The 18,514-nt window shown below is 60.6% G+C and carries 14 protein-coding genes and 2 tRNA genes; 5 read left to right on the plus strand and 11 right to left on the minus strand.

What is annotated here, in order from left to right:
* The first annotated feature begins 71 nt into the window (after positions 1–71).
* Positions 72–3,539, plus strand: coding sequence for a chromosome segregation SMC family protein (locus tag DXT96_RS01660; RefSeq protein ID WP_153513319.1), 3,468 nt, complete (start codon positions 72–74; stop codon positions 3,537–3,539).
* A 466-nt stretch (positions 3,540–4,005) separates the two neighbouring features.
* Here DXT96_RS01660 and DXT96_RS01665 read toward each other — a convergent pair whose 3' ends face one another.
* A complete protein-coding gene (locus tag DXT96_RS01665; protein ID WP_149898758.1) occupies positions 4,006–4,983 on the minus strand; it encodes a VOC family protein in 978 nt (325 codons plus the stop codon).
* A 228-nt stretch (positions 4,984–5,211) separates the two neighbouring features.
* On the opposite strand from DXT96_RS01665, the gene ppdK reads away from it, so the two are divergent.
* On the plus strand, positions 5,212–7,938 hold the full coding sequence (ppdK, locus tag DXT96_RS01670) for a pyruvate, phosphate dikinase (RefSeq protein ID WP_153513320.1): 2,727 nt from the start codon (positions 5,212–5,214) through the stop codon (positions 7,936–7,938).
* On the opposite strand, the gene DXT96_RS01675 is transcribed toward ppdK, so the two are convergent.
* The 4 genes from DXT96_RS01675 to DXT96_RS01690 form a co-directional block, all read right to left on the minus strand.
* The gene (locus DXT96_RS01675; protein WP_149898760.1) at positions 7,916–8,188 is read right to left on the minus strand and encodes a hypothetical protein; all 273 of its coding nucleotides are present in this window, start codon (positions 8,186–8,188) and stop codon (positions 7,916–7,918) included. The genes ppdK and DXT96_RS01675 overlap by 23 nt on opposite strands.
* Before the next feature lie 166 nt (positions 8,189–8,354).
* On the minus strand, positions 8,355–8,948 hold the full coding sequence (locus DXT96_RS01680) for a demethoxyubiquinone hydroxylase family protein (protein WP_246670518.1): 594 nt from the start codon (positions 8,946–8,948) through the stop codon (positions 8,355–8,357).
* 201 nt (positions 8,949–9,149) lie between these two features.
* Complete coding sequence (locus tag DXT96_RS01685; protein ID WP_153513322.1) at positions 9,150–9,548, minus strand: hypothetical protein; 399 nt, start codon at positions 9,546–9,548, stop codon at positions 9,150–9,152.
* A 150-nt stretch (positions 9,549–9,698) separates the two neighbouring features.
* Entirely contained in the window at positions 9,699–11,063 is a 1,365-nt protein-coding gene (locus tag DXT96_RS01690) for a dicarboxylate/amino acid:cation symporter (protein ID WP_153513323.1), read from the minus strand.
* Positions 11,064–11,825: 762 nt separating this feature from the next.
* On the opposite strand from DXT96_RS01690, the gene DXT96_RS01695 reads away from it, so the two are divergent.
* A complete protein-coding gene (locus DXT96_RS01695; RefSeq protein WP_153513324.1) occupies positions 11,826–12,746 on the plus strand; it encodes a DUF1499 domain-containing protein in 921 nt (306 codons plus the stop codon).
* Between the two features lie 279 nt (positions 12,747–13,025).
* On the opposite strand, the gene DXT96_RS01700 is transcribed toward DXT96_RS01695, so the two are convergent.
* Positions 13,026–13,934 carry an MBL fold metallo-hydrolase gene (locus DXT96_RS01700; RefSeq protein ID WP_153514141.1) on the minus strand — a complete coding sequence of 303 codons (909 nt, stop codon included), beginning with the start codon at positions 13,932–13,934 and terminating at the stop codon, positions 13,026–13,028.
* 203 nt (positions 13,935–14,137) lie between these two features.
* Here DXT96_RS01700 and DXT96_RS01705 point away from each other — a divergent pair.
* Positions 14,138–14,212 (plus strand) — tRNA-Gln (locus tag DXT96_RS01705).
* Between the two features lie 12 nt (positions 14,213–14,224).
* On the opposite strand, the gene DXT96_RS01710 is transcribed toward DXT96_RS01705, so the two are convergent.
* The 4 genes from DXT96_RS01710 to DXT96_RS01725 form a co-directional block, all read right to left on the minus strand.
* Positions 14,225–14,536: a type II toxin-antitoxin system RelE/ParE family toxin gene (locus DXT96_RS01710; RefSeq protein WP_149898765.1), complete on the minus strand. Its 312-nt coding sequence runs from the start codon at positions 14,534–14,536 to the stop codon at positions 14,225–14,227.
* Complete coding sequence (locus DXT96_RS01715; RefSeq protein ID WP_149898766.1) at positions 14,526–14,807, minus strand: type II toxin-antitoxin system ParD family antitoxin; 282 nt, start codon at positions 14,805–14,807, stop codon at positions 14,526–14,528. The genes DXT96_RS01710 and DXT96_RS01715 overlap by 11 nt, the downstream gene beginning before the upstream one ends.
* Before the next feature lie 289 nt (positions 14,808–15,096).
* Positions 15,097–16,830 carry a malate dehydrogenase (quinone) gene (mqo, locus tag DXT96_RS01720; protein ID WP_194287520.1) on the minus strand — a complete coding sequence of 578 codons (1,734 nt, stop codon included), beginning with the start codon at positions 16,828–16,830 and terminating at the stop codon, positions 15,097–15,099.
* A 389-nt stretch (positions 16,831–17,219) separates the two neighbouring features.
* A complete protein-coding gene (locus DXT96_RS01725) occupies positions 17,220–17,639 on the minus strand; it encodes a hypothetical protein (RefSeq protein WP_153513326.1) in 420 nt (139 codons plus the stop codon).
* Between the two features lie 264 nt (positions 17,640–17,903).
* Between DXT96_RS01725 and DXT96_RS01730 the strand changes: the two genes are divergently transcribed.
* Positions 17,904–17,980: transfer RNA gene (locus tag DXT96_RS01730), tRNA-Pro, on the plus strand.
* A gap of 263 nt (positions 17,981–18,243) precedes the next feature.
* Here DXT96_RS01730 and DXT96_RS01735 read toward each other — a convergent pair.
* Positions 18,244–18,465, minus strand: a complete 222-nt coding sequence (locus DXT96_RS01735) for a hypothetical protein (protein ID WP_142839283.1) — start codon at positions 18,463–18,465, stop codon at positions 18,244–18,246.
* Positions 18,466–18,514: the final 49 nt, after the last annotated feature.

The following is an 18,514-nucleotide window of genomic DNA, read 5'->3' on the forward strand; positions in this document are numbered from 1 at the left end:
AAAGAGACGGGCGGCGGATATCTCCGCTCGCCCGTTTTTTATTGCCGTGTGTTTAGGCGGAGCATGGCGGCATGAAGTTCAACAAGCTGCGCGTCGTCGGTTTTAAATCCTTCGTCGAACCATCGGAATTCATCATTGAGCCGGGCTTGACCGGCGTCGTCGGCCCTAACGGCTGCGGCAAGTCCAATCTGGTCGAAGCGCTGCGCTGGGTGATGGGCGAAAATTCCTACAAGAACATGCGCGCATCCGGCATGGATGACGTCATCTTCTCCGGTTCCGGCAATCGCCCGGCCCGCAACACCGCCGAAGTTGGTCTCTACCTCGACAACTCCGACCGCACCGCCCCCGCCGCCTTCAACGATGCCGATGAAATTCAGGTGACGCGCCGCATCGAGCGCGAAAACGGCTCGGTCTACCGCATCAACGGCAAGGAAGCCCGCGCCAAGGATGTGCAGCTGCTGTTTGCGGATGCCTCCACCGGCGCACGCTCGCCCTCGATGGTGGGGCAGGGCCGCATCGGCGAACTCATCAATGCCAAGCCGCAGGCCCGCCGCCAGCTGCTGGAAGAGGCGGCCGGCATTTCCGGCCTGCATTCCCGCCGCCACGAGGCGGAGCTTCGCCTGCGCGCCGCCGAGACCAATCTGGAGCGGCTGGAGGACGTAACCTCGCAGCTGGAAAGCCAGATTGAAAGCCTGAAACGCCAGGCGCGGCAGGCGAACCGTTTCAAGATGCTGTCGGCGGATATCCGTTCCCGCGAAGCGACGCTTCTGCACATTCGCTGGGTGGAGGCGAAGGAGGCGGAAGGCGAAGGGGAAAGCGCGCTCAATCAGGCCACCAACATCGTCGCCGAAAAGGCGCAAGCGCAGATGGAAGCGGCAAAACAGCAGGGTATCGCCAGCCTGAAGCTGCCGGAGCTGCGCGAGGACGAGGCCCGTGTCGCCGCCGCCCTGCAACGCCTGCAAATCGCCCGCACCCAGCTGGATGACGAGGCAAACCGCCTGCTGCGCCGTCGCGACGAGCTTGCCCGTCGTCTGTCGCAGCTTGGCGAGGATATCGTTCGCGAGGAACGGCTTGTCTCGGATAATGCCCAGATCCTTGCCCGGCTCGATGAAGAAGAGGCCGACCTTCTCGAAATCCTGTCGGATCAGGGCCGTCACGGTGAAGAACTGCGGGAGGCCTTCGAGGCTGCGGCCGTCAAACTCACCGAGAGCGAAGCCGTTTTCACCGCCATCACCGCCGAGCGCGCGCAGGCCGCCGCCTCCCGTCAGCAATTGGAAAAGACGATCCGCGATCTTTCTGATCGCAAGCTGCGGCTGGAACGCCAGTCGCAGGAAGCATCGTCCGAGATCGATGCTGTCGATGAAAAACTCGCCGGCCTTCCCGATCCTTCGGAGCGCCGCGAAGCGGTCGAGGCAGCCGAGATCGCGGTTGAGGATGCGCTGATCGTGGCGGAGGAGGCGGAAGCCGCCGTCGCTGCGGCGCGTTCCGCCGAAGCACTGGCGCGCGGACCGCTGGAAACGGCCAGAAACCGTCTGAACGCGCTGGAAACCGAAGCGCGCACCATCACCAAAATCCTCGCTTCCAGTGCGGCTGCCAATGGCAGCTTCACACCGGTGGCTGAGGAGATGACGGTGGAGCGCGGGTTTGAAGCGGCGCTGGGGGCGGCCCTTGGTGACGATCTCGAAAGCTCGCTCGACCCCGCCGCCCCGGCCTATTGGGCCGGCAATGGCGATGGCGCGGGCGATCCCGCCCTGCCGCCGGGTGTGAAACCACTTCTGGACTACGCGCAGGCGCCGAATGCGCTGCGGCGCTCGCTCGTCCAGATCGGCGTCGTTGCCGACACCGCGGAGGCTCTGCGCCTGATGCCACAGCTGAAACCCGGCCAGCGGCTGGTGACGCGCGAGGGCGCGCTGTTTCGCTGGGACGGCCATATCGCCAGCGCCGATGCACCGGGAGCCGCCGCCCTGCGTCTGGCGCAGAAAAATCGCCTTGCGGAAATCGAGACCGAACTGGATGAGGCCCGTTATGGCCTCGAAGAGGCCGAAGAACAGCTCGCCATCAGAACCGAAGACATCCGAAGCGCCGAAATGCGGCTTTCGGAGGTGCGTGACAGAAACCGGCTGGCGACACGCCATCTCGCCGAAGCGCGTGAGGCGCTGACGGCTGCCGAACGGGCATCGGGCGATCTGCTGCGCCGCCGCGATATCGTCTCCGAGGCGCTGAACCAGATCGGCGCGCAGATCGATGAGATCACGGTGCAGGAAGAGAACGCCCGCATCGAAATCGAGGATGCCCCCGATCTTTCCGTGCTCGATCTCAAGCTGCGCGAAAGCCAGCTGGAAGTCGCCACCGACCGTGGCCTGCTGGCGGAAGCGCGCGCCCGCCACGAGGGCGTAAGCCGTGAGGCGGAAGCTCGCCAGCGCCGGCTACAAGCGATTGCGCAGGAGCGTGCTACCTGGGCATCGCGGGCGGCCAGTGCGGCCGATCATATAGCCACCCTGCGCGAACGCGAGGAAGAGGCGCGTGAGGAAATCGCCGAGCTGGACATAGCGCCGGAGGAATTCGATGAGAAACGCCGCAATCTTCTCAACGAGCTTCAAAAAACCGAAGACGCCCGCCGGGAAGCCGCCGACCGGCTGGCCGAGGCGGAAAACCTGCAACGCGCCGCCGACCGCACCGCCACCACGGCGCTTTCCGAACTGGCCGAAGCCCGCGAAAAGCGCGGCCGTGCCGAAGAGCGACTGGTGTCGGCCCGCGAAAAACGGCAGGAAACCGAACATCGCATCCGTGAGACGCTGAATACCGAGCCGCATATGGCGCTGCGCCTGACCGGCCTTGGGCCTGACCAGCCGAAGCCCGATATCCGCGATGTCGAGCGCGATCTCGACCGCTTGAAGATCGAGCGCGAGAGGCTTGGCGCGGTCAATCTGCGCGCCGAGGAGGAGCAGGCCGAGCTTTCCGCCAAGCTTGCGGCGCTGATCAAGGAACGCGACGACATCATTGACGCCGTGCGGAAACTGCGCGCCGGCATCCAGAGCCTCAACCGCGAAGGCCGCGAGCGGCTGATTGCCGCCTTCGATGTGGTTAATTCGCAGTTCCAGCGGCTGTTCACCCATCTTTTCGGCGGCGGCACGGCGGAATTGCAGCTGATCGAATCCGACGATCCGCTGGAGGCGGGGCTGGAAATTCTCGCACGTCCTCCGGGCAAGAAACCGCAGACCATGACGCTGCTTTCGGGCGGCGAGCAGGCGCTGACGGCCATGGCGCTGATTTTCGCGGTCTTCCTCACCAATCCAGCACCGATCTGCGTGCTGGACGAGGTGGATGCGCCGCTCGACGACCACAATGTCGAGCGCTACTGCAACCTGATGGACGAGATGGTGGCCTCGACGGAGACGCGTTTCGTCATCATCACCCACAATCCCATCACCATGGCGCGCATGAACCGCCTATTCGGCGTCACCATGGCCGAACAGGGCGTGTCGCAACTGGTATCGGTCGATTTGCAGACCGCCGAACAGTTGCGCGAAGCCGTCTGAGGCGGCTTTTCCGGGGATCAGTCCCGACTTTTGCTCAATGTGAATTTATCTTGCCGTATCACCCATTCGGGTGAGCGACAATGCGCGGCATTTTGCTATGTTTTATGAAACAACCAAGGGCTCTCACCAGACCCCACCATCCGGTTTCCTGTACCGGATGGAATGCCTTGCGAGGCCGCTGCCGTGGCCTCGCAAGGCTTTCTTTTAATTGGCTTCATAGTTTGATGCGGCGATCTGGCTGGTAGTCGTTTCCGGGGAGCAAACCTCCTCCGTCATGCCGGCCTCGAGCCGGTATCCAGCCAGCCCAAGTCATTGGGCTGAAAGGAACCCTTCCTGTCGCGCAGACGCGTGCCGACTGGATTCCGGCTCAAGGCCGGAATGACGAGAGGAGGGGTGCTACGAATTCTGGTAAACGCGTCACTTGCCGCAACTGTCAATCACGCAGTGTGCGTGTTTCTGTGCTCACTCAAGCCGGCACCAGCCGCAGCCGCGTGCCCCACGGATCAATCGCTTCCACCACATCGTTCTCCATCTCCACCAGCACATAAGCGGCGGCCCGCAGCCGGGTCTTCTGCGCTTCGAGATCGTCGGGATTTCGGACAGTGAGTGAAAACCAGTCGAGGCCGGTCTCTGTGGCGTTGCGTTCCTTCGCCCCCCGGCTGTTCCATGTATTCACCGCCAGATGATGGTGATAGCCGCCGGAGGAGAGGAACGATGCGTCCGAACGCGCATCCTGCGTCGGTTGCAGGCCGACGGCGGTTTCATAAAAGCCACGGGCGGTGGCGATTTCGCCGACCCGCAGGTGAATATGGCCGATGCGCATTCCCGCCGGTGCGACCTCATAATGGTCGGTTTTGGTGTCGGTCAGCGCCACTAGATTATCGACATCAAGCGGTTCGGTGCCCATTTTCACCACCCGGCCGCTCCAGACCCATGCGTCCTGCGGGCGGTCGCTGTAAACCTCGATACCGTTGCCCTCGGGATCGTTGAGATAGACCGCTTCGCTGACATTATGGTCGGCAAAACCCGAAAGCGGCACCTGCCGGAGCGCCGCATGCACCAGCCAGCGGGCAAGATCCTTGCGGGAGGGCATCAGATAGGCGATGTGGAACAGGCCGGCGGAGGTGGGGCTTTCGTAATCGGCTGCCGGTTTGTGCACGAGATCGAGCAGCGGCACGGTGCCGACGCCAAGCGTCACGCCTCTGGCCGTGCGTCCCACCTCGTTCATGCCAAGCACCGAACGGTAATAATCGATCATCGGATCAAGATCGCGCACGCGAAGTGCTGCTTGGCCGATATGCATGGGTGTCGTGAGGGCAAAGGGCAGGGCGGTTGCGGCATTTGCGGCGGGCGTGCCGCCCTCGGCCTTGAGCGCACCGGCCAGCGCCGTGGCGGCGCAAGAAATTCCGGCAAATTTCAACGTATGGCGGCGAGTAAATTGCATGAATAATCTCTTTGTCGGCGATTGTAATGGCTTAGGGAACACTCCGTTTCTGCGCACTACACGAATGCGTCAGTCCTGCTGTTATTTTGTGTTTGCGGCAATTCTGGCGCGCAATTCGCCGCAATTATGCTGCACTGCGATGTAAACTGCACGTTGCGGCGTTTCCAACATGCTGGCAATGCTGTAGATGATAGAAAAATGACAACGCTTCTGGGTGGAGAGCGTGGAATGAAAAAATGGGTTTATACCTTCGGCAATGGTGTCGCCGAAGGCAGGGCAGGTGACGTTGCAATATTGGGCGGCAAGGGCGCGAACCTTGCCGAAATGGCAAGTCTCGGCCTACCCGTCCCCCCCGGCCTTACCATCATTACAGATGCCTGCGCCCTCTATCATAAGAACGGCCGTGATCTTCCAGAAGACCTGAAGTTACAGGTCATGGCTGGCCTGCACGGCATGGAAAGCGTGACCGGAAAGACTTTCGGCGGCAGCCAGTCGCCGCTGCTTCTCTCCGTCCGCTCCGGCGCGCGCGCCTCCATGCCCGGCATGATGGACACCGTTCTCAATCTCGGTCTCAATGACCGCACGGTCGAGGCGCTGGGCCACGATGCCGGCGACGCCCGTTTTGCCTGGGACAGCTACCGCCGCTTCATCCAGATGTATGCCGATGTCGTCATGGGCCTCGATCATGAATTGTTCGAGGAAATTCTCGAGGATGAAAAAGGCCGGCTCGGCCATGAATATGATACCGATATGTCGGCGGTCGAATGGCAGCACGTCGTCCAGCTTTATAAAAAGCTGATCGAGGATGAGCTGGGCGAAGCCTTCCCGCAGGACTGTCACGTCCAGCTCTGGGGCGCCATCGGCGCGGTCTTCGCCAGCTGGACCAACCACCGCGCCGTTACTTATCGGCATCTGCACAATATTCCGGGTGATTGGGGTACGGCGGTCAACGTTCAGGCCATGGTCTTCGGCAATCTCGGCTCGTCATCGGCAACCGGCGTCGCCTTCACCCGCAATCCTTCCACCGGCGAGGCGGAGCTTTACGGCGAATTCCTCGTCAATGCGCAGGGTGAAGACGTGGTCGCGGGCATCCGCACGCCACAGTCGATCACCGAGGCCGCGCGGCTGGCGTCGGGTTCCGACAAGCCCTCCATGGAAAAGCTGATGCCGGAGGCGTTCGTTGAATTCCTGGCCATCTGCAAGCGGCTGGAAAACCATTATCGCGACATGCAGGATCTGGAATTCACCATCGAGCGCGGCACGCTCTGGATGCTGCAGACCCGTTCCGGCAAGCGCACCACCCGCGCCGCCATGAAGATCGCCGTCGATATGGTGGAAGCAGGGCTGATTTCGCAGGAGGAGGCCGTTTGCCGCATCGAGCCGTCCTCGCTCGACCAGCTGTTGCACCCGACAATTGATCCGGGCATTTCCCGCCCCATCATCGGTTCCGGCCTGCCGGCCTCTCCGGGCGCGGCGACCGGCGAGATTGTCTTCACCTCGGAAGAGGCTGTTGCGGCAGAAGCTGAAGGCCGCCGCGTCATTCTGGTGCGCATCGAAACCAGCCCGGAAGATATTCATGGCATGCATGCCGCCGAAGGTATTCTGACCACGCGCGGCGGCATGACCAGCCACGCCGCCGTGGTGGCGCGCGGCATGGGCATCCCCTGCGTCACCGGTGCCGGTTCCATGCGTGTCGATATGCGCAACAAGGTGCTGATCGGCGTCGGCTGCATGCTCAAGCGCGGCGATATCATCACCATCGATGGCTCTTCCGGCCGGGTGCTGAAGGGCGAAGTGCCGATGACGCAACCGGAACTGTCAGGCGATTTCGGTAAGCTGATGATCTGGGCTGACAATCTGCGCCGCATGACGGTACGTACCAATGCAGACACCCCTGCCGACGCCCGCGCCGCCCGCGCCTTCGGTGCCGAAGGCATTGGCCTGTGCCGCACCGAACATATGTTCTTCGAAGGCGATCGCATCCATGTGATGCGCGAAATGATCCTTGCCGAAAGCGAAAAGGGCAGGCGGGCGGCGCTCGACCAGCTTTTGCCGATGCAGCGCTCGGATTTCACCGAACTGTTCCAGATCATGCACGGCCTGCCGGTGACGATCCGCCTGCTCGATCCGCCGCTGCATGAATTCCTGCCGAAGACCGATGGCGAGATCGTCGAGGTGGCGGCCGCCATGGGCATGCCGCAGACCGTTTTCCGCCAGCGGCTGGATGCGCTGCACGAATTTAACCCCATGCTCGGCCATCGCGGCTGCCGGCTGGCGATTTCCTATCCGGAGATCGCTGAAATGCAGGCGCGCGCCATTTTCGAAGCCGCCGTTGAGGCCGCGCGTATCACCGGCGCGCCTGTTGTGCCTGAGATCATGGTGCCGCTGGTCGGCCTGCGCTCAGAGCTGGATTATGTCACCGAGGTTATCGATCGCGTCGCTGCCGCCGTGGCGGAAGAGACCGGCATGGAACTCGAATATCTGACCGGCACCATGATCGAGCTGCCGCGTGCGGCCCTTCGTGCCCATGTGATTGCGGAAGCCGCGGAGTTCTTCTCCTTCGGCACCAACGATTTGACGCAGACGACCTTCGGCATTTCCCGCGACGATGCGGCGCGCTTCATCAACACCTATCAGCGCAAGGGCATCATCGAACGTGACCCGTTCATTTCGCTCGATTTCGACGGTGTGGGGGAGTTGATCCGTATCGCCGCCGAGCGCGGCCGCCAGACGCGGCCGGAACTGAAGCTCGGCATTTGCGGCGAACATGGCGGCGATCCGGCCTCGATCCATTTCTGCGAGGATGCGGATCTCGATTACGTGTCCTGCTCGCCCTTCCGCGTGCCCATCGCCCGCCTCGCCGCCGCGCAGGCAACGCTTGCGGCAAAGGCGGATAAAGGCAAGGCGGCAAGCAACGTCGCCTTCATCCCCATCAGGGGTTCTGTCGGACGATAATCTGGCGCTCGACCACGACCGGCCGGTAGAACATGTCGCGGTTCATCTGCGCCTGCCAGGCGCGGTTGTCCGCACGGCGGTCGAGATCGAGGTCGAGAAGGCATCCGGCCATCTGGTCGGTGCCGGTGCGAAAACCATAACCCCGGCACGTCGCCTCATCCCGCGCCCGCCGCTCTTCTGGCGTCAGCGTCTGGCAGGCGGTGAGCGCCAGCATGGCGGCAAGCGAACCGAGGACGATGGAAACGCGCATCTTGTTTCTCCCTTGAACATGACAGCCGTACGGCACTTTATTGCCGCGATTGATACGCCTGTTTTCATATGGGGAAAAGCCGCGTTGGCGCGGAAAGTTGCGTTTGGAACGAGAACCTCTCTATCGTCATGCCGACCCTTAGCCGGCATCCGCATCCAGACGACGCTCAGCGTCCAGCCTGTCTGGACCTCGCCATTTCGGCGCGCATCCAGCTTGAGTCCCCCCATGTCGAGAGCCAGATCATCAGATCGGTGAGACAGCCGATGACCTGCAGCAGAAGCCTGTGGCCCAAACCGCGCGTCGTCTGATTTTTCTCGGCTTCCTGTAGATGAGCCAATTCCTGTTCTTGAATTGAAGCGATAAGCTGGTGAAGCGCGGGATCTCTTGTTTGCAGGAAGGCCAATTGATCTTCCAGGTGGCGGTGAACGGTGCTTTCAACGGCTTCGGTGCAAATCCAGACCATGTTGCGTCCGCCGAGTGCGGTCAAAAAACCGAGAACGAGACCTCCAAGGCTCCAGAACGACATTATGCGACAAGGTTTTGCGTTTCTGTCCGGCATGGCTTCCCGGAACAGGCGGCAATGATCAATCTCGTCCTCCAGCATTTCCTGTAGAGCGGGCACAATGTCCGGAAACAACCAGCGAGCTATCCATATCTGCGCTCCGTAGATACGAATGGCGCCAAACTCACCGGCGTGATTGACCTTGAGAATGCGGCGAATGGTAAGAGCCGGATCGTGTTTGTCGGAACTGCCAAGCATTCGAAGCATTACCAAGTGGCGTTCCATTCCAGCCGAATTTAGCAGATTTTACCGGCGCTGTGCGAACGGTTGTCACCATCACTGATAAATCTGTTTTCGTGCGGGGAAAACCCCATCTCGGTGGAAAGTTAGTTCCGGCTGGGCGGAAGATGTTGGTTTGATCGCCTCCGTCTATCGCGGAACCAAATGTCCTGACTCCGTTCAAAGATCGCGAAGTAAAGAGGGAGGAAAAAAGCCATGCAGAATGAGCCAGTCACTCAATAACAGCGTGAGGATGGCGGCTAGAAGGATGCCACCCATGAAGGCGATGAGGCCGAGCGTGGCGCGTGTCCACCGGCGGGTCTGATAAAGATAGATGGCAAGGCCGACAGGCGCGAGCAGAATGGTCGCGATTTTGGCGGCAGAACTGCGCCGGATGTCCCGCTTTTCTGCATCTTCTATCTGCCACCAGGCAAACAGCGTGATGATTCCGATCATCTGTACGAGATCATTTGCGTTAAAGGAAGTTGGAGGTCCGGCGGGCCAGATGGCGGCGTCGATGAGGAGGCCGAGGGAGAGAAAGGTGAGCAGGGCGACATAAATCCAGTTACGTTTCGCCATACACAGGTCCCGCCGAAAGACGCATTGTTGTCTGTGCCGATATTGCTATCGATGAAACCATCGCCGTCAATCCCAAACTCTTATGGAGTAACGGAAGTGGCACACGTGGGGCGTTTCCTTTTTCACCGGAATGCCCCACGATTATAGCAATCAGGCCGGCGCTACCTCCCGGTCATCGAGCGCGTCGATGTCCTTGGCGTTGTTATAAACGGCCTCATTGAGAATGCCCTCGCGCTTGGCGACAATGGTCGGCACCAGCGCCTGACCCGCGACGTTGACCGCCGTGCGGCCCATGTCGAGGATAGGGTCGATGGCAAGCAGCAGGCCCACGCCTTCGAGCGGCAGTCCGAGGGTGGAGAGCGTCAACGTCAGCATTACCACAGCACCTGTGAGACCCGCTGTTGCAGCCGAACCGAGCACCGAGACGAAAACAATCAGCACATATTCCTGAATGCCGAGCGGCACCTGGAAGAACTGTGCGATGAAGATCGCCGAGATCGCCGGGTAGATGGCGGCGCAGCCGTCCATCTTGGTGGTGGCGCCGAGCGGCACGGCGAAGGCGGCATATTCGCGCGGCACGCCGAGGCTCTTTTCCGTCACGGTCTCGGTGACGGGCAGGGTGCCGATGGAGGAGCGCGACACGAAAGCCAGCTGGATGGCTGGCCATGCGCCCGCAAAGAAGCGTGACGGCTTCAGGCCATGGGCGATCAGCAACGCCGGATAAACCACGAAGAGCACCAGCGCGAGACCGATATAGACGGCCGCCGCATACCAGCCGAGCTGCGACAGCGTCGTCCAGCCATATTGGTCAACCGCGCGGCCAAGCAGGCCGATGGTGCCGATGGGGGTGAGGCGGATGACCCACCACAGGATTTTGCGCACGATGGCGAGCAACGACTGGTTGAAAGCAAGGAACGGCTCCGCCGCCTTTCCGGCTTTCAGCGCCGCAACGCCAAAGGCAATCGATACCACGAGCAGTTGCAGCACGTTGAAGTTCAGCGAGGTGCTGCCGGAACCGTTGTTGATTTTGGTAGACGCTTCAAGGCCGAAGACGTTGGCAGGAACCAGACCCTTGAGGAAGTCCAGCCACGAACCGGTGGAGGAGGGGGCAGCCGCTGCCGTATTGGCAATCGCCGTGTTGACACCCGGCTGAATGACGAGGCCGAGCACGATGCCGATGACCACGGCGATGAGCGCCGTGATGGCGAACCACAAGAGCGTCTGCCATACCAGCTTTGCCGCATTGGAAAGGTTCTTGAGATTGGCGATGGAGGCGACGATGGCCGTGAAGATCAGCGGCGGTACCAGCGCGCGCAGCAGCTGCACGAAAATGCTGCCGATGGTCTGCAGCGTCACCGAAAGCCCGTTCGGGCTGCCGGCGGCATCGGGACCGATGTTGCGCGCAACGAGCCCGAGCAGCAGGCCGATGACCATGGCGCTCAGAACCTGAAAGCCGAAATTGCGATAAAAGGGTTTTGGCCCGGACGGGCCGGCGGGCGTCGTTGCCTGTGACATGGCTTGTCTCTTTATTGTGCAAGAAAACGAGAATGTTGCACTTTTTAAACGCATTCTCGAGGGAAGTCGCCGAGGATACGCCGATTTCCTCAGCAATTAAGGGATGAGCTTGCGTATTTGTTGCATTGTCGGGGAATTATTCTCCTAAGCGACACTCATGCGGAAAAATATTCCGATTTCTTGTTGCCATGGCCTTTCAGTCTGCCGGAGCGATACCGGAGGCCCGGAGAGCGTCTGCCTTTGGCAAGAACGTTGTGGCCGCACCCCGTCTCCCCGGACCATGTCCGCTACTGTCCGGTTTAAATTTTTCAAAGAAGGCATAGGTCGATGGTTCTATTATATTTTTGGCCGTACCGTCTCGAACTGGACACGAAAGAAGATCAGCGTCGTTAGATGGTAAGGCCGGGCATGCCACTCAGTCATCGTCATCCTCGGGCGTGTCCCGAGGATCTGCAACGTATTGATTTTATTCAACGTGATTAGATCCTCGGCACAGGGCCGAGGATGACGCCGAGAAAACTAGCACTCACTGCAAGGGACTGCATCCTGCCCGGAAATTTAAACCTGACAGCAGTGGATCATGTCCGGCATCACGGAAGAGAGGTCTTGGGAGGTTGTGAGCACGCTTTACCCGCAGATCGGTTCCCTCCTTTGTTTTCCTCGCCGCAAATCCGGTCTATGACATCATATGCAGGTGATTCCCTTGCCAGATTTCGGGTCCAACGCTTTTACGCCAATGCGATCTTACGGATATCCGCTTCCATGACTGTGCGTTTCGTCCGGCCTTTTTCGGTTGCAGCCTATCTTTCCCGCTATCTCGGGCTAGTGGCGCTGGCGCTATTTCTGATTGCCGCCGGTATCCACCGTTTCGGGCCACTGACGACGCCTGACCTTGTGGGGTTGCTGATGATTGCCGCAGGCATCGCGCTTACGGCGGTGCTTCTGGCGCTGATCGGCCTTGAGCGGCTGTGGACAAAGGGCGCGCGGGGCGGGCTTTCGGCGCTTGCCGCTCTTCTTCTGTCGGCCCTGCCGCTCGGTGTGGTCGGTTACGGCGCATATCTTTATTGGCAGCAGCCGAAGATTTACGACATCTCCACCGATCTCACCGACGTGCCGGAATGGCTGGTGACGCCCGCTGCCAACCAGCAATGGCTGGTCAGGCCCGCGACGGTTGCGAAACAAGACCGTGATGCGCAGGCCATCGCCTATGCCAGCCTCGCCGGACGCCGTTATGAAGGCGCGATAGACCGCATCTATGCCGCCGCCAAGAAGATGGCCGCCGCCCAGAATATTCGCGTCACCCATACCAGGGGTGTCATCGGTGCGGTGGAGCCGCCCTCCGTCGGCGTTCCCGAACAGGACAAGACGCCGCCCGGCGAAGAGGGGCCGGTGGAAGACCTGCCCTCCATCGTGCCTGTGCCCATGGCCCGCCCGGCCGAGGCGCCGCAGCCCACCTTTTTTAACGGCAGCGGCGTGGTGCTGATGCAGGGCGAAACGCGCACCCGCATCTGGGGCCTGCGTTTTGATATCCTCATCCGCCTCAAGGAAGAGGCGGAAACCACCATCGTCGATATCCGCGTGGCCTCCCGTTACGCTCCGCACGATCTCGGCATGGGGGCTGCCATCGCGGAGGCCTATCTCGATGCGCTGGATGCGGAAATGCAGGGGTTGAACGACAACTGAGACGTTTTGGGTGAATGAAGCAGAGGTGCTGCGGGTCGTCTTGATTGTATGGCAGTGGCGTCGCCGCTTGTTTCTTCTCCCCGCCGGGGAGAAGGTGGCCCGAAGGGTCGGATGAGGGGGCAACGTTGCCGTATCTCGTCACCCTTGCCCCCTCATCCCGCTGCCGCGACCTTCTCCCCGGCGGGGAGAAGAAACAAGCGGCTTCCGCTCGCCCCCATCAATGGGCGAGCGAGTGGCGAGGCCAGAGCAAGCCTTGATGTCGAGCGCCAGAAATATCCGTTAAGCCGGAAAATATTCGCCCAGCAGCGAAGGCGCACCCTCGGTCTGTACCTCACCCTTCTCGATCAAATCTTCGATATGCGCCAGCACGGAAAGGGCCGCGGCGCCATGCAGGCGCTTGTCGGTGCTGGCATAGATCACCTTCACCATCTCGGCGATCAACCGGTCACCCTCGCGGATGCGCTTTAGCACCGCCTTTTCCCGCATGCGGCGGTGGGCGCGCAGCCCGCGCATGAAGGCGGCGGGGTCGGTGACCGGCCCGCCATGGCCGGGCAGGAACAGCCGGTCGTCGCGGGTCAGCAGCCGTTCCAGCGAGGCCATGTAATCGCTCATCGCCCCATCCGGCGGTGCGACGATGGTGGTGGCCCAGGCCATGACATGATCGGCGGAAAAGACGATGCCGCTGCCATCAAGCGCAAAGGCGGCGTGGTTGGCGGTGTGGCCCGGCGTGTGCAGGGCAGTCAGCGTCCAGCCATCGCCGGAAAGGCTCTGCCCGTCGCCAAGCGCAATATCAGGCACGAAAGCCATATCGGAGCTTTCGGCAAATGGGTTGGTTTCACCCGCATAGAGCGGCCGGGCGGCGCGGTGCGGACCTTCCGCCACCGTTGGCGCCCCCGTGGCTTCCTTCAACCGCCGGGCAAGCGGCGAGTGATCGCGATGGGTGTGGCTGACGAAGATATGGGTCACCTCGCGGCCGTCAAGCGCCGTCATCAGCGCCTGAAAATGCGCCTCATCCTCCGGGCCGGGATCGATGACGGCGACGGAACGGTCGCCGACGATATAGGAATTGGTGCCATGGAAGGTGAAGGCGGAAGGATTGTTGACGGTAAGGCGCTGGATCAGCGGGGCGACAGGAACCGCCTCGCCATAGGCCGGCTTGAAATCGAGATCGAATGCCGGGTCCGCCATCGAGACCTCCTGAATGAATGCCATGCCGCCAGTGCCGACGGCGCCCGCCGCACAATCGCCAAGCCCTATCATGCTGTCTGCGACGCAGCATCCAAAAAGCTTGGGTTTTGTGAAAAAATTGGTCGCCGGGTCATTGCCGCGCCGGGCAGGCTTTGCTAATCAGGCGCGGTTCAGGCAGCGGCGTTTCGCTTTCGCTGCCCTGTTGGGGCGTCGCCAAGCGGTAAGGCACCGGTTTTTGGTACCGGCATTCCCAGGTTCGAATCCTGGCGCCCCAGCCATCCATTCCAAAGTCAGAACAATGTTCGCAGGTCCCGGCGACCATCGATCACGCGAACGATTTCCACGGAATATATTTCGCCGTCATCGGTATCCGGCACAGTTTCGTAGAGAATGACATAAGGTGCTTCGACGAGCATACGGGCAGACGGAAAAATTTCCGGATGGCGTTCGCCAAGATGGGGATGGACGACCAGACTCACCGCCTTGGCGCGGAACCGAGCGAAATACCGCTCTGCGGCAAGAGGCTGTGATTTGCCAATATCGAGATAGATTTTCTTCACATCGCCGCGTGCGCGGGGTGTCCAGACAAGCTTAATGGTCACGATTTTTCAACGAAGCCAGTTCTGCACGCGCTTCATTCAGCGCCTCGTCAAAATCCACTTCGGTTGAACTGCCACTGGCTTTGCCCTCAGCCCACAACGCGCGCAGCTTGGCGATGTCGTCGCGTCGCTGGAGCCATTTTGCAGACCAGTCTCGCATCGCTTCACGGATGACTTCGCTGCTGCTGGCATAAGCGCCGCTTTCCACGGCATCACGCAAGATTTCGGCGTGCTGGGGCGTCATCGAGACGCTGATCTTTTCTACGTTGGCCACGGCAATCTCCGTCATCTGGTAGGAATTATTACCACCAAGTATGTTTGGGGGCCAGATATTTCGGTGGCGGTATATCCGATGATGGCCAGCTTGCTACGCTATAACGTTAAGCGCGAAAACCTGTCCTCCGCCCTCCTCGGGCTTGACCCGAGGTCCACGATCCGTTGAAGTTAATGGATTCTCGGGTCAAGCCCAAGGAGGACGTTGAGTGCGGAGAAAGGCCTGCATCAACAAAAACGCCGCGCATCCAAAGACACGCGGCGTCAAATCTAACAATCGCGACGATGCCTTAAAGCGCGATATCCGGCACCTTCTTCACCGGCGCACCCGCAGGTGCCGCACCAGCACCCTTCAGCGCATCAAGATCGATCTGCGGAGGGGTCGGCAGCTGCAGGTGTTCGGCGGTGTAGGCCCATTCCTCACGCACCTTTTCCGGGTCGTCATTCAGCTTGGTGCCGTAGCTCGGCACGATCTGGCGGATCTTGGCCTGCCATTCCGGTGTCGCCACCTTGTCCTTGAACACCTTTTCCAAGACGCTCAGCATGATCGGGGCGGCGGTGGAGGCACCCGGCGAAGCGCCGAGCAGGCCGGCGATGCTGCCGTCCTGTGCGGAGACGACTTCGGTGCCGAGCCGCAGCACGCCGCCCTTTTCTTCGTCGCGCTTGATGATCTGCACGCGCTGGCCCGCCTGCCACAGACGCCATTCGCCCTGCTTGGCATTGGGGAAATATTCCTTCAGCGCGGCAAAGCGGTCGTCATCCGACATCATCAACTGGCCGGCGAGATATTCCACCAGCGGATATTCATCGATGCCCACGCGCACCATCGGCCAGGCATTGCTTGTCGTGACGGAGGAGACGAGGTCGAAATACGAGCCTTCCTTCAGGAACTTGGTGGAGAAGGTGGCGAAAGGTCCAAACAGGATAACACGCTTGCCGCCCAGCACACGGGTGTCGAGATGCGGAACCGACATGGGCGGCGAGCCGACCGAGGCCTTGCCATAGGCCTTGGCCAGATGCTGCATCGTCACATCAGGATTGTCGTTGATGAGGAACGAGCCGCCCACCGGGAAGCCGGCATAATCATCGGCTTCCGGAATGCCGGACATCTGCAGCAGATGCAGCGCGCCGCCGCCGGCACCGATGAACACGAATTTCGCATCCACCACCTGTTCGGCATCGGTCTTGGTGTTGGTGTAGGTCACGCGCCAGCTGCCATCGGCATTGCGCTGAATGTCGGAAACCTCGCTGTTGACCTGCAGGTCGAAATTCTCGTCCCCCTGCAGGTGCGACACGAACTGGCGGGTGATTTCGCCGAATTCCATGTCGGTGCCGAGCGGCGACCACGTCGCGCCGATCTTCTGGGAAGGATCGCGGCCTTCCATCATCAGCGGCACCCATTTCTTCAGCTGCTCGGGGTCGCTGGAATATTCCATGCCGGCGAAAAGCGGGCTTGCCTTCAGCGCCTGATAGCGCTTTTCCAGATAGGCGATGTTTTCATCACCCCAGACGAAGCTCATATGCGGCGTGTGGTTGATGAAGGAGCGCGGGTTCTTCAAAACGCCGTTGCGCACCTGCCAGGCCCAGAACTGCCGGGAAATCTGGAAGGATTCGTTGATGTTGACGGCTTGCGTAATCTTGATGTTGCCGTTGTCGTCTTCCGGCGTGTAGTTGAGTTCCGCCAGTGCGGAATGGCCGGTGCCGGCATTGTTCCAGCCGTTGGAGCTTTCAAGCGCCACGCCATCCAGCCGCTCCAGCATCTGCATCGACCATGTGGGCTCCAGTTCGCGCAGCCACACACCGAGCGTCGCGCTCATGATGCCACCGCCGATCAGAAGCACATCGACCTTCTTGGCGGTCGTGTTGGCGAGAAGCGGAGAGGAGGGCAGCGCCGCTGCGGCAATCCCGGCAAGCGCGCCGCCCAGAACCTGACGGCGGTTCATTGGAAAAGCGTGGGAAAGGGAAGTGTCCTGGGAGAGATCAGTGAGCTGGGATTTGTCTTGATCGATGGGAGTCACGGCCATACCTGATTCTTGTTTTGTGTTAAAAACACTCCTCCCAGCCGCCCCGTTACAGCAAAGCGCAAACCGGCACAACCCGGACTTATCCACTCCAGTTCAAGCGCTTTCGCCGGGGTTTTGCCGGGACATAAGGTCGCAACGGTGAATTTCGCGGTTTTGCCGATTGTCATTTTTCAGGATCGCAAAGATTAGCCGGTGCTTTAAAACGGTTGAAAGGGTCTTGTGAGCCGGATATCGCGCAAAGCCTCGCAATCCAGCCCTTGCAGGGCATCATCAGGCGGACCGAGCCGTTTCGGCTAAAATTTTTCGCAGAAAAATGGCAATAATCCCGAAAAAGTGAAAAGGCCCGCCGGTTGGGCGAGCCTTTCTGTTCCGGTTTTCTGGCCGAAAATTCAGTTCGCGGCGAGGAATTCCGCGCAGTAGCTGGGGCCATTGACGCCGGGGCGGTCTGAGACCGTGCGCACGGAGGTGATCGTATAATTGCTGGAGACGACCAGCTGCACCGTGCAGGAGAGCGAGGCGGTGCGGGCGGGCGAAATCTGGCGACCCTTCTTGCCGTCCTTGCCTTCTTCGAACCTGGCCGGAACGGTGGCCTTCTTGTAACCGCCGCGCCAGTTGTAGACGGTCGAGCTGCCGGATTCCGTGTCGCTCAGCGGCGGGCCGAATTTCGCGAAGAAAATACCTGCCGACTGACCGACCCACCGCGTTTCAACGGGGCTCTTCTGGGTGAAGGAAGGCACGGAGCCTTCCGATGTCGTGCAGGCGGAGAGCGCAATGGCGAGCCCTGCGAGCGTTACGCTGCGAAATAGCATGGTGAAATGTCCTTTGTGCCGTGTCCGGCTTCCCGCCGGTCATTCCGTTCCCCTAGCAGATTTGGCGGCGACGGGCAGGGGAGGTATGCGGCTTGACGAAAATTTCCTGCCACAATTGCTTTTTTGTAACGTTTTTCAGCCCTGCGCCCTTTGCCGCAAGCGGTTGGCGAGACGGCCTCGCTGTGGGGAGGAAACTTGTCATAAAAAATGCAATAAGCCGCTTGTCGAATGCCGGAGGCTGGTCTATAGAAGCGCCGCTGGTCACGGAGTGTAGCGCAGTCTGGTAGCGCACGTCGTTCGGGACGACGGGGTCGGAGGTTCGAATCCTCTCACTCCGACCAGCTTGAAGCCTTGTATTTACGATGGCTTGCAACTGATCCCGATATTTCCTGAAAATCCCTGAATCAAAGTCTCGTGCCGAACCGACGTCTGAGCCCCCCGGTCGGCTAGTATGCAGTCGACGACTGTTCGGAATCGACGCACGGTTGTTCCGTCGATTTGCGACTGCACAAGCATTTCTCATTCTCGTCAGTGCGAGAATGAGAAATGCAAACAACGGCCGGACGCCGGTAAGAGGCAATAGGACTAATCCAGTCGACCATTATCAGCGGTAGCGGTGGTCACCACGCCAGTCGCGGCGATCACGCCAATCCCTCCGGTCGCGCCAGTCGCGACGATCATAATCACGGTAGTGGCGATCGCGGTCATAGGTGCGGTAATACACGCCGGTCGTATAGTATCCGCCGCTCCGGTATCCTCTGTCGTCAACACAGCCGCTCAGGATGCCGACCGAAACCAGACAGATCGCTGCAGTCAAAATTTTCATGATCTTCATCTCCCAATGACGAACCCCAACGTGCGCTGGAGTTCGTAGT

Origin of the sequence: Agrobacterium sp. ICMP 6402, from assembly GCF_009498615.1 — a bacterium.
Taxonomy (GTDB): domain Bacteria; phylum Pseudomonadota; class Alphaproteobacteria; order Rhizobiales; family Rhizobiaceae; genus Agrobacterium; species Agrobacterium burrii.